The organism is Pseudomonas sp. Pseusp88 (assembly GCF_047303955.1).
In the GTDB taxonomy this organism is placed as follows: Bacteria; Pseudomonadota; Gammaproteobacteria; order Pseudomonadales; family Pseudomonadaceae; genus Aquipseudomonas.
On record NZ_JBGLYM010000006.1, the window covers coordinates 254,283 to 267,486 of the forward strand.

Below are 13,204 nucleotides of genomic sequence, written 5' to 3' on the forward strand. Positions count from 1 at the left end.
TTTCCGAGCCGCTGAGGGGCGATGGATTTTTTTCGTGAAAAGCGGACGTTCATCGCACCGAAAATGGCTTTGTCGTCGCTTGATGGTCTTGAAAGTGCCGGACTAGAGCCTTCCATTACAACTCAAAACATTACGCGATTCGCTCGTAGAGCGACTATGCTTGAACTTTCGCGTTTTTCCAGCGGCAAGATGCACGTTCTATTGCTTTGAGCTGACAGGTCCTGGAGGGGCCTTGGCACACTCAGCCATTGATTCAGGTTGTTTGACGCTTATTCCAAAAACAGGAATCTGCCGGTCGCTTCGCTTCATAAGGACAGGAAGACGAACAGCGTTATCAGGCAGGCCATGCTGGGGCCGTATGCGCTATTTGCTGATAATCCTGGTCGCCTGGCTGCCGTTGCTGGCTGCTGCTGTCGAGTTCGACGAGCACACCCGCACGATGGTGCTGGGCCCCGACGTGCAGGTACTGGAAGACCCGGGCGGGCAGGCTTCGATCCAGGAGGTCAGCTCCACCGCCCTGGCGGCTGCTTTTCGGCCGCTGCAGGCTGACGCCCTCAATGCCGGTTTTTCCAGCTCGGCGTTCTGGCTGAAAGTCGAGCTGCTGTATCGCCCCAAAAACCTGTCGGTTCACCGTGACTGGCTGCTGGATGTGGCCTATCCGCCCCTGGACTATGTCGACTTGTACCTGCCCGACGCCAGCGGACAGTTGCAGCTGGCGGTACGCACCGGCGATATGCTGCCGTTTGCCAGTCGGCAGATCAGGCAGAACAGTTACCTGTTCGCGCTGCCATTGCATCCCGGCGAGGCCATGACCCTGTACTTGCGGGTTGCCGGCCATGGGTCGATCCAGGTGCCGATCAACCTGTGGTCCAGCCACGCCTTCCTGGAAACGCAGCCGGCGCGCATTTATGTGTGGGGTCTGAGTTATGGCGTGCTGTTCGGGCTGTTGGTCTACAACCTGTTCATCTACTTCGGCGTGCGTGACCGTAGTTACCTGTACTACTTGCTGTATATAGCCTCGTTCGGCTTTTATCAGGTCTCGGTGAACGGCACCGGGGTGGAGTTTCTGTGGCCGAACAGCCCGTGGTGGACCAATGCGGCAACACCGTTTCTGGTCGCGGCTTCGGTGTTCTTTGCTTGCCAGTTCTCCCGCACTTTCCTGCAGACAACCAGGCTGGGGACATGGATCGATTGGCTGTTACGTCTGGTTATGGGTGCTGCGGTTGGCGTGATGCTGCTGTCGTTGTTACCCGACTGCACCATTGCCTTGCGGCTCGTCACGGCGCTGGTGATGTGCTTCGCGATGGTGATTCTTTCCGCCGGGATCGTCGCCTTGAAAAAGGGCGTGTCCCTGGCGCGTTATTTCGTCGTGGCCTGGTCGATTTTTCTGCTGGGCAGTCTGATCCACGGCTTGATGTTGATTGGCTGCCTGCCCAGTACCGTGTTTACCCTGTACATCTGGCAGGTCTGTTCGGCCCTGGAAGTGGCGTTGCTGTCCCTGGCTCTGGCAGCGCGGATCAATCTGATGCGTGCGCAACAGGCGCAGACGCTGCTCGAAGCCGGACAAGCCCTGGAGCAGTTAAACCTGGAACTGGCCACCAGTAACCGCCTTAAAGACGAATTCCTCGCGACCCTGACCCATGAGCTGCGCACCCCCATGAATGGCGTGATTGGCTCCCTCGAATTGATGGAGACGCTGGAGCTCAACGAGGAACTTGCCCAGTACCAGCAAACAGCTGCCGGTTCGGCCCAGGACATGATGGGCATGATCAACGGCATTCTTACCCTTACCGAATTGCAGGCCGGGCGGCTCCATGCCGAGCAGCGGCCTTTCTCTCTGGAGAGGCTGTTCGCCCAATTGCATCGCCAGTTCCTGCCCGCAGCCCAGGCCAAGGGCGTGGCGCTGCTCTTCGCGCGGGAGGCCCAATTGCCCGATGACCTGCTCGGTGACGCCGCCCGGCTGCGTCAGTGCCTGGAATGTCTGCTGGATAACGCGATCAAATTTACCCGCGAAGGTGCGATTCAACTTCGTGCGGGTGCAGAATATGGGCCGAACGGTGAGGCCTGGCTGCTGCTTGATGTGATCGACAGCGGCATCGGTTTCGACTGCAAACATGCCTCGACCCTGTATCAGTGTTTTTTCCAGGTCGACGGCTCCATGACCCGGGAGCACGGTGGTTTGGGCATCGGCCTGGCCATTTGTCGGCAACTGATCGAATTGCAGGGCGGGCAGTTGAGCCATCAGTCGACTCCGGGGCAGGGCAGTCGATTTACCCTGCGCTTGCCGCTGAGGTTCGGCACGCATGTGAACGTGCCCCTGAAACAGAATGCAATTACCTGAATTGAAAAGCTATTTTCACTGTGGGAGCCGGCTTGCTGGCGATTGCGATATTGGAGCCGACAAGGTTGTTGCCTGATCTGACGCCATCGCCAGCAAGCCGGCTCCTACATGGAATGCGTGCTGAGGGAGAGAGCGAATAACCCCCCGCTACTTCGTCCTGAATGGCACTTTTTAATGCCATCTGCCCGTGCTTCACTTCGACTCTTGCGCAATAGCCGGGAGAACCGCCATGAACCTGCATCAGTTCGCCGAAACCCATGAAGTCACCAACCAGCCGCCATCACTGGATGGGCTGAACCTGTGGCGCGCCGACCTGCCATTGCAGGCCTGGACCCAGCGTTTCGGTGCCGGTTGGGCGAGCTCGCGGATCGATGCCTATGGTGCCTTGGCCGGTGGGCCGTTGATGGAAGCGGGGTTTCTGGCTAACCAGAACAAACCGGTATTCGCCAGCCATGATCGCTACGGCCATCGCATCGATCTGATCGAATTTCATCCGGCCTATCACCAGTTGATGAAAGTGGCCATCGAACATGGCATCCCGTCCCTGCCCTGGACCGATCCACAGCCTGGCGCCCATGTTGCCCGCGCTGCCATGAGCTATATGCATAGCCAGGCCGAGGCGGGCAGCGGTTGCCCCCTGACCATGACTTTCGCCAGCGTCCCGGCCCTGCGCCTGCAGCCGGACCTGGCCGAGATCTGGCTGCCGAAGATCCTCGCTCGCGAATACGACCCGCGTAATGTCGGTATCGAACAGAAGGGCGGCGCCACCATCGGCATGGCCATGACCGAAAAACAGGGCGGCACCGATGTCCGCGCCAACACCACCAAGGCCTGGCCGGTGGGCGCGGGCGGGCCGGGGCAAGCCTATGAACTGGTCGGGCACAAATGGTTCTGCTCGGCGCCCATGTGCGATGCCTTCCTTACCCTGGCTCAGACCGACAAGGGCCTGACCTGCTTCCTGCTGCCGCGCCATCGCCCCGACGGCAGCCGTAATGAATTCTATATCCAGCGCCTGAAAAACAAACTGGGCAACTGGTCCAACGCCTCCAGCGAGGTGGAGTTCCGCGGAGCCCTGGCCTGGATGATCGGCGAAGAAGGCCGCGGCGTGCCGACCATCATCGAGATGGTCGCCATGACCCGCTTCGACTGCATGGTCGGCTCCAGCGCCCTGATGCGTCAGGCCCTGACCCAGGCTACCCATCATTGCGCCCATCGCCAGGTCGGCGGGCGTCTGCTCAGCGAACAGCCCTTGATGCAGAACGTACTCGCCGATCTGGCCCTGGAAAGCGAAGCCGCTCTGGCCCTGAGCCTGCGCATGGGCCGGGCGCTGGATCATCTGGATGACTCCCATGAAGCGCGGTTTACCCGGCTGGTCACGGCGGTGGGCAAGTACTGGATCTGCAAACGGGCGCCGGCCATGATCAACGAAGCCGCCGAGTGCATGGGCGGCGCCGGTTACGTTGAAGACAGCATCCTGCCCCGGCTGTATCGCGAGGCACCGGTCAATTCAACCTGGGAGGGCTCCGGCAATGTGCAATGCCTTGATGTACTGCGCGCCTTGTCCAAGGAGCCCGGCGTGCTGGACGCCCTTTTCGATGAACTGGGTGATGGTCACGGCGACCGACGCCTGGCCGCGCATATCGGCCAGTTGAAGGCCGCATTCAAGGACACCGGCGATATCCAGTACCGCGCTCGCCAACTGACGGAAGATATCGCCCTGGCCTTGCAGGCCAAATTGCTCCTGGAAGCCGGGGAGGCCAGCGTCAGTGACGGGTTTATTGCCGGACGCCTGGGGGAGGGCGGACGGGTGTATGGCGCATTGCCACGAGGTGTCGATGTCGAAGCGCTGGTGGCGCGGGCTTCGCCGCAGGTGGCATGATGATGACCTGCAAGATCAGACAGGATGCGTAACGTGACCGAAGCTTTTGTTGTCGTTGAAACCGCCGAGCAAGCCGTGGACCGGCTTGCCGAGCTGCATGACCGTGGGACCAAGGCGCTGAGCCAGGCCCTCAAGCGTTACCTGAAAGACCGCGTCGAGCCCGATGCCGAGCAGCGCGCGCTGTTTCGTTATCCTGAATTGCGTCTGACCTACGTGGCTCATGGCGAAGTGCCCCTGACCACCCGAGCCTACGCCAAGGTGCAACTGCCCGGCACTTACAGCGTTACCGTGACTCATCCGGCAGCCTTCCGCAAATACCTGCTGGAACAGCTGCGCCCGTTGATGAATGACTTCACCGTCACGGTCGAAGTCGGCGTCAGCGAGCAGAATATTCCGTACCCGTACGTGGTCGAGCAGGGTGATGAACTGGCTGGCTCCGGCGTTACTGCCGCTGCCCTGGCGCGGGTTTTCCCCAGCACCGACCTGTCCGCCGCCACCGATGGCATCGCCGACGGCCTGCATGACTGGGCCAATACCGACCCTTTGCCCCTGGCCCTGTTTGACGCCGCCCGGGTGGATTTCTCCCTGCGTCGCCTGGTGCATTACACCGGCAGCGACTGGCGCCATGTGCAGCCGTGGATTCTGCTGACCAACTATCACCGTTACGTTGACCAGTTCATTCTTCATGGCCTGGAGCAGTTGCGTGAAGATCCGCGCTTTATCCGCATGGTCCTGCCGGGCAACGTCGTGGTCGACAAGAGCATGGACAATGGCGAGGCCCAGGCCATCGTCGCCAGCGTGGTCTGGCACCGCTATCAGATGCCGGCTTATCACCTGATTGCCGAAGACGGTCACGGGGTGACGCTGGTGAACATCGGCGTCGGCCCTTCCAACGCCAAGAACATCACCGACCACCTGGCCGTGCTGCGTCCGCACTGCTGGCTGATGATTGGCCACTGCGGCGGCCTGCGCCAATCCCAGACTATCGGCGACTACGTGCTGGCCCACGCCTACATGCGTCGCGACGGCATTCTCGATCGGGTCCTGCCGCCGAATATTCCGATTCCAGCCCTGGCCGAAGTGCAAATGGCCTTGCAGGAGTCGGCAGCGCAGATCACCGGCGAACGCGGCGACGAGCTGAAAAAACGCCTGCGCACTGGCACCGTACTGACCTACGACGACCGTAACTGGGAGCTGCGCTGGGCCCAGGAACGCCCGTTGATCAACCTGTCCCGTGCCGTGGCCGTGGATATGGAAAGCGGCACCATCGCCGCCCAGGGTTACCGCCTGCGCGTGCCTTATGGCACCTTGCTCTGCGTTTCGGACAAGCCGCTGCACAGCGAAATCAAACTGCCGGGTTCGGCCAACGCCTTCTACGAGCGTGCGGTCAGCCAGCACTTGAAGATCGGCATCGCAGCCCTGGACCTGTTGCGCGCGCAACTGAACTCCCTGCACTCACGCAAACTGCGCAGTTTCGACGAGCCGCCATTCCGTTGATTGCCCGCTGGAAATTGCCAGCTACGCAGAGGGCCACTACAGTGGCCCTCTTTAGTTTGCAATGATCTGAAACCTCCATGTCCCGCACCCAACGTCCTGCTCCTCGTCGCCCTGTTGCCGCCGCACCTCGCCGCGTCGCCAAGGCACCGCCTGCCGAACCCCGATTGATCCTGTTCAACAAGCCTTTCGATGTGCTGACGCAATTCAGTGACGGTGAAGGGCGGGCGACCCTGAAGGATTTTATCGAGATCCCCGGCATCTACCCGGCCGGACGCCTGGATCGGGACAGCGAAGGGCTGTTGCTGCTGACCAATGATGGCCAGCTTCAGGCACGGATTGCCGATCCGAAGCACAAACTGGCCAAGACCTATTGGGTGCAGGTCGAGGGCGAGCCGAGCGAGCAGCAGCTTCAGCAGCTGCGCGATGGCGTCGAGCTGAACGACGGCCCGACCTTGCCCGCTCAAGCCCGGCAGCTGGACGAGCCCGAACTGTGGCCGCGCAATCCGCCGGTACGTTTTCGCAAGAGCGTGCCGACCAGTTGGCTGGAATTGATCATCAAGGAAGGGCGTAACCGTCAGGTGCGGCGCATGACCGCTGCCGTGGGCTTGCCAACGCTGCGGTTGGTGCGGGTCAGAATCGGCGACTGGAGTATCGAAGGGCTGGATCAGGGGCAGTGGCGGGAAGTGCCGGCGAAGCTGTAATCAGTGGCCGGACTCAATATAAGCAATCACCACGCTTTTGATGACGAAGGCGAACACCCCCAGACCCAGGGCGAAGAACAGGATAAACGTGCCGAACTTGCCCGCCTTGGACTTCTTCGCCAGGTCCCAGACGATAAAACCCATGAAGCCGATCAGGACCGTGACCAGGATGGTCATCATCCATTCTTCGAAAACCGCAGGATCCATCACCCATCTCCGCTGGCAAAATGCGCGGCAAGTATAGGCGCTCGCTGGTAATCGGTACCTGCGGCCGATGTACGCAGGGTGCGCTCATCTGCTATTGAGCCTGTGGGACCGGCTTTAGCCGGGAAGGCGGTGTTGAATACCTTGGATATGTGTTGGATGTACCGGCCTCTTCCAGGCTAAAGCCGGTCCCACAAAGGTCCTCACGTACGCAGGTGCGTCAACGGCAATTCCGTACTCGCCAGCACTTGATTGAGCACAAAGCTCGAACGTACGCTGGTCACACCTTCGATGCGGGTCAGGTGGCCAAGCAGCAGTTTTTGATAGTGATCCATGTCCGCTACCACCACCTTGAGTTGATAGTCGGCGTCCATTCCAGTGACCAGGCTGCATTCCAGCACCTGGGGCAGGTTGCGGATTTGCTGTTCGAAGTGCTCGAAACGCTCCGGCGTGTGGCGGTCCATGCCGATCAGCACGTAGGCTGTCAGGCTCAGGCCGAGCTTCTTGCGATCCAGCAGCGCGACCTGGCGGACAATGTAGCCGTCGTCCTCCAGCTGCTTGACCCGGCGTGAGCAGGGTGAAGGCGACAGGCCGATGCGTTCGGCCAGTTCCTGATTGGAAATGCGGGCATCACGCTGCAATTCCGCCAAAATGCTCAAGTCATATCTGTCGAGCTTGCTCACGGGATTCCCCTTTATTCGTTCGATTGCGCTGAATTATTCATCTTTAGGTAAAAATTGCGCAAGCGCTATTTCATTGAGCAATATTCGCAATCCCCTGCCGCATCCGAAAGCCTATTCTTTTTCACAGAATCACTGCCCGGACACAGCGTCCAGCGCGGCTCGCCGAATCAGGCCGGCTGCAACCACTGACCCAACAGGGTCAGGCAGGTTACCGGGCTACATACTGTCCAGAAGACGGCATGAGGTGAGCCGACGCCAGAAGCGTTGAGCCAGGACGAAATTCCCAAAGGGGGCCAGACGTGGCCCCCTTTTTCTTTGCGCGCGTTTCTTGTGCGTGAAGCCTGTACGGCCTGATAGAGTGCGGCGAACGACGCGCGCAAAGTGCAGTCGAATTCTTATCTATTGTCGCGTGGCAGTGAGGAAAGCATGAAAACGGGCATCTGGCAGTTGGCAGGTGTGACTCTGTTGTGTCTGGGCATCAGCGTTCAGGCGATGGCGGACGAGCAGGACAATTCGCATCGCCAGGATCAACTGCGTGGCTCCAACGAGCGTCGCGAGCAAAACAACAACGTGCAGCGCCAGCAGCAACAGCAAATGCAGCAACAACAGAATCAGCAGCGCAACGTCGAGCGTCAGCAACAGCAGCAAGTCCAACAGGTTCAGCAAAACCAGGAGCGGCAGATTCAGCAGCAACAGAATCAGCAACGCCAGGTCGAGCGTCAGCAACAGCAGCAGATCCAACAGAATCAGCAAAACCAGCAGCGCCAGATTCAGGAACAACAGAATCAGCAGCGTCAGGTTGAACGCCAGCAACAGCAGCAGATTCAGCAGAACCAGCGTAATCAAGAGCGGCAGATCCAGGAACAGCAGAATCAGCAGCGTCAGATCGAACGCCAGCAGGCGCAGCAGCGTCAGAACAACCTGCCGATCCAGGGTGGCCCGCGCGAAGCCTGGCAGACCCAGCCGCCGCGCGAGGGTTACTACCGCGATATCCCGCGCAACAACAATAACTATCGGCCCAATGACCGCTGGCCAGGGCGCCCTGATGGCCATGGCAATGGCTGGGGACCAGGCCCGCAGTACCGGCCGGGTTACGAGATCGACCGGGTGCCGGGCGGCTATTCACGTATTCCGTATCGCGGCCAGGATTACTTCTACTCCGGCGGCTACTGGTATCGCCCGCAAGGTCCGCGCTATGTCGTAGTCACCCCGCCCTATGGCGTACGGGTGCGCAGCCTGCCGTCCTATGCCAGCGAAGTCTGGGTCGGCGGCGCGCTGCTGTTCCTCGCCGCCGGTACCTACTACGCCTATCAGCCCGATACCCAGGACTATGTTGTGGCCACCCCGCCGGCCAATGTCGATCAGGGCTATGCGCCAGCGCCACAGCAAATCCAACAGCAGACTGTGCAACAGGGGCAGCAGCCGGGAACGCAATACGACCCGCAGTTCTCCACCGTCAACGGCCAGAGTCAGGAGCAGATGGGCCAGGACCGCTATGAGTGCTACAGCCTGTCCGTGCAACAGACCGGCCTCGATCCGGCCAATGTCACCTACCAACCGGACCCGAGCCTGATTGACGCCTACCGTCGCTCAATGACCGACTGCCTGCTCAAGCGCGGTTACAGCGTCAACTTCAACTGACGGCGGCTTTGATCACCACTTCTTGAGGGTCGGCGTGCACCAGCACTTCGGCCTTCGGGTATTCGCGGTTGATCGCTTCAGCGGCGAGGTCGCACAGACCGTGAGCCACCGACAAAGTCAGATCCCCCGGCAACTCCAGATGCAACTGCACGAACCAGTGGCTCCCCGAGATGCGCGTGCGCACGTCATGAGCGCCGAGTACGCCGGGCACGCTGCACGCCAGTTCCACCATGCGCGCACTGACATCCAGCGGCAGTTCCTGGTCCATCAGCACTGACACGGTTTCCCTGGCGATCTGAACCGCGCTCCAGAGAATATACGCGGCAATTCCCAGGCCGAACCAGGCATCCAGTTGCTGCCAGCCAAACCAGGCCAGCACCAGAGCGCAGAGGATGCTGAGATTGAGCAGCATATCGGAGCGGTAGTGCAGAGAATCGGCGCGCACGGCCGCCGAGCCGGTTTCCTTGACGACCCGATGCTGCAGGACCAGAAGCGCCGCAGTCAGGGCCAGAGACAGCAGAATCACCAGGATACCCAGCCCGGGAGCGGACATCGGCTCTGGATGCTGGATGCGTTCGATGGCCTGGAAGCCGATCAGGAAGGCACTCACCGCAATGAATAGCGCTTGAGCCATGCCCGACAGCGCTTCGGCCTTGCCGTGCCCGTAGCGGTGATCGTCGTCGGCCGGGCGCAGGGCATAGTGCACCGCCAGCAGATTGAGAAACGAGGCGGCGCCATCGAGCATCGAGTCGGTCAATCCGGCCAACAGGCTGACCGACCCGCTCAGCCACCAGGCTACGGCCTTGGCCACGATCAGAATGCTGGCCACGGCCAGGGAAGCCCGGGTTGCCAGACGCAGCAGGCGGGCGTGTTCAGGGCTGGTGCTCATGACGCTTCCTTATAAGGCTCAGGCCGAGGGCGACAGACCGAACATCGCCAGTTGTTGCACGCTGCCCTTGTGCTGGATCAGACGCGGGTCGTCCAACGGCAGAGAACGGCCCAGCTCGGTTTTCAGGATGGCCTGCAATTTGACGTTATCGACGCTGCCGTCGGCATTGATGGCCGGCTGCAGTTTTTGCGGATCGACCTGGGACGTTTGGTTGTTGGGGAAATAGATGGCGCCGGTGGTGAAGTCGATGCCGAAGGCGATCAGGCCGGGAATGATATAGAAAAGCAGGCCGATGGCGTCGAGCGCGGCAATTGCCGGGTCGATATGGCCGTCGATCTGGCCACGGCGCTCAGGGTAGAAAATGCTGCCGCAAGCGGTCAGTTGAGCGAGCAGGGTGGCGACCAGTACGCCGCCGAGGACACGGGATTGAATGCGCATGAAAAGCTCCTGATGAACGAAAGAACGCCAATATACAAGCAAGGTTAAGACTATGGGCGATTGCCCGTTGTTCAAGCGACTCCGTAGAAAGTCCCGGCTCGTCTTCGACACCGCGCTGTCGAGCAGTAAATCCTTGAGAGGGGCTGGGAGCAAATCCTGTAGGAGCGAATTTATTCGCGAACAGGCCGGCACATCCGACAAATTTGTATCGCCTGAAATACCGCTTTCGCGAATGAATTCGCTCCCACAGAGTTTTCGTGACTGGGTGGGTTGTGCGTTGTTCGATAGGCGCCGGCGATTGCAGCAGTTCTGGGAGTGATCAATCAGGCCTCGTATACTCTGCGGCCAGCCCTGGAGTCTGCATGATTTCCCTACCCATTGACGCCGTTATACCGCAGTTGCGTGACGCCCTGGCGACGCGCCATGAAGCCGTACTGGAAGCGCCACCCGGCGCCGGCAAGACCACCCGCGTGCCTCTGGCGCTGCTGAACGAACCTTGGCTTGGTGACCAGAAGATCCTGATGCTCGAGCCTCGCCGATTGGCTGCTCGGGCGGCTGCTGAGCGGTTAGCGAGTGAACTGGGTGAGAAGGTTGGTGAGACTGTCGGATACCGCATTCGTCTTGAAAGCAAGGTAGGCCCGCGCACCCGGATTGAAGTGGTCACAGAAGGTATCCTGGCTCGCCGGCTACAAGATGATCCTGCGCTGGATGGTGTGGGTGTGGTCATCTTCGATGAATACCACCTGCGAAACCTCGACTCCGACCTTGCGCTGGCTCTGTGCCTGAGTAGTCGTGAACTGCTGCGTGATGAGCCGCCATTGAAGCTGCTTTTGATGTCCGCAACGTTGGAAGGTGCTCGGCTTGCAAAGATGCTGAATGATGCGCCTGTGGTCATCAGTGAAGGGCGGATGTATCCGGTCTCAATGATTTGGGGTAGCCCCTGTCAGCCGGGCGAGCGAATCGATGCGCGAGTAACGGACACCTGCTTGGCCGCCATCGAAGAACAGCCTGGAAGCATCCTTGTTTTCCTTCCTGGGCAGGCAGAGATTCGGCGGGTTGCAGAGGCTCTCAAGGAGCACTTGAGCAGTCGCCCAGACGTGATCGTATGCCCGCTGTACGGTGACCTCGACCTGAACGCGCAGCGAGCCGCGATAGACCCGGCACCCGCAGGCTCCCGGAAGATCGTACTGGCCACGAACATCGCCGAGACCAGCTTGACCATCGAAGGCGTCAGGGTAGTGGTGGACAGTGGTCTTGAACGAGTGCCGAAGTTCGATCCTCGCAGCGGGATGACCCGACTCGATACGCAGCGTATCTCGAAGGCCGGCGCTATTCAGCGAGTGGGGCGGGCAGGGCGATTGGAGCCAGGTGTCTGCTATCGCCTGTGGTCTGAGTCGCAGCACGAGCAAATGGCTGGCTACAGTACCCCTGAAATCTTGCAGGCAGATCTAGCAGCTCTAGCGCTGCAGTTGGCCCGGTGGGGAATGAATCCCGAGGAGATGACCTGGCTCGATCAACCTCCATCCGCCCCCTTCGCCCAAGCCAGAGACCTGCTGAAGCGCTTGGGGGCTCTCGACGATGCCGGGCTACTCACACCACACGGATCGGCCATGAGCGAGCTTCCAGCGCATCCACGGATCGCTCACATGCTCATCAAAGGCAATGCGATGGGGTTGGATGACCTGGCGTGCAACATCGCGGCGCTGTTGGGTGAGAAGGACATTCTGCGCGGAGCGGGTGCCGATCTTCACACCAGGCTGAGTGCATTGTCAGGCGAGCAACATTCACGTCGAGGCGGTGGCTCCTTCCAGCGGGTGAAGCAGTCTGCTCGGCAGTATCGAACCCTACTACGTGGAAGGGCTTCCAGCCCCGTAAGCGAGCCCGATCACCCAAGATGGGTAGGGTGCCTGCTGACATTCGCCTACCCTGACCGAATCGGTCTCCAGAGGCGTGCAAGCGTATCTGAGTACCGTCTCTCCAACGGGCGGGCTGCCGTGTTCTCAGAGCCCGATGCTCTCACCAATCACGAGTGGCTGGTCGTGGCCGACCTGGGTAGCCGGCAAGGTCAGCGTGAGGAGCGGATCTACCTGGCGAGTGACCTTGATCCGGCCCTGTTCGACGGCGAGCTGGCTGACCTTGTGAGGTCTGTCGATGAGGTTGATTGGGATGAAAGGGAAGGTGTGCTCAAGGCTGAGCGGCAGTTGAAGGTTGGGCAGTTGGTACTTTCCACAGCGCCTCTGCCAAGCCTGGATGAGCAGGCTCGTTCGCTCGCGCTGGTCAATCTGGTTCGGCGTAAGGGGATCGAACTCCTTCCATGGACTCCGGAGTTGCGTCAGTGGCAGGCGCGGGTCGATCTGCTGCGTCAGCTGGATATCCAGAGCGGCCAGTCCACCAGCAAATGGCCTGATCTCGGCGATACCAACCTCTTGGAGACACTGGAAAAGTGGCTTACGCCGTATCTGGGCAAAGTCACCAGGCTCAGCCACTTCAGCCAGTTGGATCTGTCTTCGATAGTCAGAAATCTCCTGCCTTGGCCACTTCCACAAGAACTGGAGGCTCAGGCACCTCAGACGATCCATGTGCCTTCCGGCTCGAGCATTCGCATCGACTACTCGCAGCATCCACCCATCCTGGCTGTGCGGTTGCAGGAGCTTTTTGGCCTGGCAGAAACCCCACGCATAGCCCAGGGCAGGCAGCCGCTGGTTTTGCATCTCTTGTCGCCGGCCCGCAGGCCTGTGCAGATCACTCAGGATCTCGCCAATTTCTGGCGCAGCACCTACGTTGAAGTGAAGAAGGATCTTAAAGGCAGATACCCAAAACACTATTGGCCCGAAGATCCATTAGTTGCCGAGGCGACGGCCCGTGCGAAGCCGAGAGGAGCTAGTCGGTAGCTTACAAAAATGTAACCGGCGATCTGAGCTTTTTACGCTT

The 13,204-nt window shown here is 60.2% G+C and carries 11 protein-coding genes; 6 read left to right on the forward strand and 5 right to left on the reverse strand.

Features of this window, described 5'->3' with window-relative positions; translation table 11 throughout:
• The first annotated feature begins 358 nt into the window (after window positions 1-358).
• The 4 genes from ACCD02_RS10940 to ACCD02_RS10955 all read left to right on the forward strand — a co-directional run bounded on the left by ACCD02_RS10940 (window position 359) and on the right by ACCD02_RS10955 (window position 6,418).
• Complete coding sequence (locus tag ACCD02_RS10940) at window positions 359-2,341, forward strand: 7TM diverse intracellular signaling domain-containing protein (RefSeq protein ID WP_413301229.1); 1,983 nt, start codon at window positions 359-361, stop codon at window positions 2,339-2,341.
• 229 nt (window positions 2,342-2,570) lie between these two features.
• A complete protein-coding gene (locus ACCD02_RS10945) occupies window positions 2,571-4,220 on the forward strand; it encodes an acyl-CoA dehydrogenase family protein (protein ID WP_413301231.1) in 1,650 nt (549 codons plus the stop codon).
• A 24-nt stretch (window positions 4,221-4,244) separates the two neighbouring features.
• Window positions 4,245-5,717: an AMP nucleosidase gene (gene amn / locus ACCD02_RS10950; RefSeq protein ID WP_413301232.1), complete on the forward strand. Its 1,473-nt coding sequence runs from the start codon at window positions 4,245-4,247 to the stop codon at window positions 5,715-5,717.
• Between the two features lie 77 nt (window positions 5,718-5,794).
• A complete protein-coding gene (locus tag ACCD02_RS10955; RefSeq protein WP_413301234.1) occupies window positions 5,795-6,418 on the forward strand; it encodes a pseudouridine synthase in 624 nt (207 codons plus the stop codon).
• Here the strand turns inward: ACCD02_RS10955 and ACCD02_RS10960 are convergent, their stop codons facing one another.
• From ACCD02_RS10960 to ACCD02_RS10970, 3 genes are all read right to left on the reverse strand, one after another.
• Entirely contained in the window at window positions 6,419-6,625 is a 207-nt protein-coding gene (locus ACCD02_RS10960; RefSeq protein WP_413301236.1) for a DUF2788 domain-containing protein, read from the reverse strand. It abuts the gene before it with no gap.
• Window positions 6,626-6,825: 200 nt separating this feature from the next.
• Complete coding sequence (locus ACCD02_RS10965; RefSeq protein WP_259104736.1) at window positions 6,826-7,305, reverse strand: Lrp/AsnC family transcriptional regulator; 480 nt, start codon at window positions 7,303-7,305, stop codon at window positions 6,826-6,828.
• 399 nt (window positions 7,306-7,704) lie between these two features.
• Window positions 7,705-8,262: a hypothetical protein gene (locus ACCD02_RS10970; protein WP_413301366.1), complete on the reverse strand. Its 558-nt coding sequence runs from the start codon at window positions 8,260-8,262 to the stop codon at window positions 7,705-7,707.
• Window positions 8,263-8,412: 150 nt separating this feature from the next.
• Here ACCD02_RS10970 and ACCD02_RS10975 point away from each other — a divergent pair, with 150 nt between their 5' ends.
• A complete protein-coding gene (locus ACCD02_RS10975) occupies window positions 8,413-8,946 on the forward strand; it encodes a DUF6515 family protein (RefSeq protein WP_413301238.1) in 534 nt (177 codons plus the stop codon).
• Here the strand turns inward: ACCD02_RS10975 and ACCD02_RS10980 are convergent.
• Window positions 8,939-9,835, reverse strand: a complete 897-nt coding sequence (locus tag ACCD02_RS10980; protein WP_413301240.1) for a cation diffusion facilitator family transporter — start codon at window positions 9,833-9,835, stop codon at window positions 8,939-8,941. The genes ACCD02_RS10975 and ACCD02_RS10980 overlap by 8 nt on opposite strands.
• 18 nt (window positions 9,836-9,853) lie before the next feature.
• A complete protein-coding gene (locus ACCD02_RS10985) occupies window positions 9,854-10,273 on the reverse strand; it encodes a polyribonucleotide nucleotidyltransferase (RefSeq protein WP_413301242.1) in 420 nt (139 codons plus the stop codon).
• Window positions 10,274-10,635: 362 nt separating this feature from the next.
• Between ACCD02_RS10985 and hrpB the strand changes: the two genes are divergently transcribed.
• Window positions 10,636-13,164 (forward strand): ATP-dependent helicase HrpB, encoded by a 2,529-nt coding sequence (gene hrpB, locus ACCD02_RS10990; RefSeq protein WP_413301244.1) that lies wholly within the window; start codon window positions 10,636-10,638, stop codon window positions 13,162-13,164.
• Window positions 13,165-13,204 lie beyond the last annotated feature (40 nt).

Bases quoted from the DNA above. Each gene is read 5' to 3' on its own strand.
- ACCD02_RS10940 (WP_413301229.1), top strand. From the start codon at position 359: ATGCGCTATTTGCTGATAATCCTGGTCGCCTGGCTGCCGTTGCTGGCT.
- ACCD02_RS10945 (WP_413301231.1), top strand. From the start codon at position 2,571: ATGAACCTGCATCAGTTCGCCGAAACCCATGAAGTCACCAACCAGCCG.
- amn (WP_413301232.1), top strand. From the start codon at position 4,245: ATGCGTAACGTGACCGAAGCTTTTGTTGTCGTTGAAACCGCCGAGCAA.
- ACCD02_RS10955 (WP_413301234.1), top strand. From the start codon at position 5,795: ATGTCCCGCACCCAACGTCCTGCTCCTCGTCGCCCTGTTGCCGCCGCA.
- ACCD02_RS10960 (WP_413301236.1), bottom strand. From the start codon at position 6,625: ATGGATCCTGCGGTTTTCGAAGAATGGATGATGACCATCCTGGTCACG.
- ACCD02_RS10980 (WP_413301240.1), bottom strand. From the start codon at position 9,835: ATGAGCACCAGCCCTGAACACGCCCGCCTGCTGCGTCTGGCAACCCGG.
- ACCD02_RS10985 (WP_413301242.1), bottom strand. From the start codon at position 10,273: ATGCGCATTCAATCCCGTGTCCTCGGCGGCGTACTGGTCGCCACCCTG.
- hrpB (WP_413301244.1), top strand. From the start codon at position 10,636: ATGATTTCCCTACCCATTGACGCCGTTATACCGCAGTTGCGTGACGCC.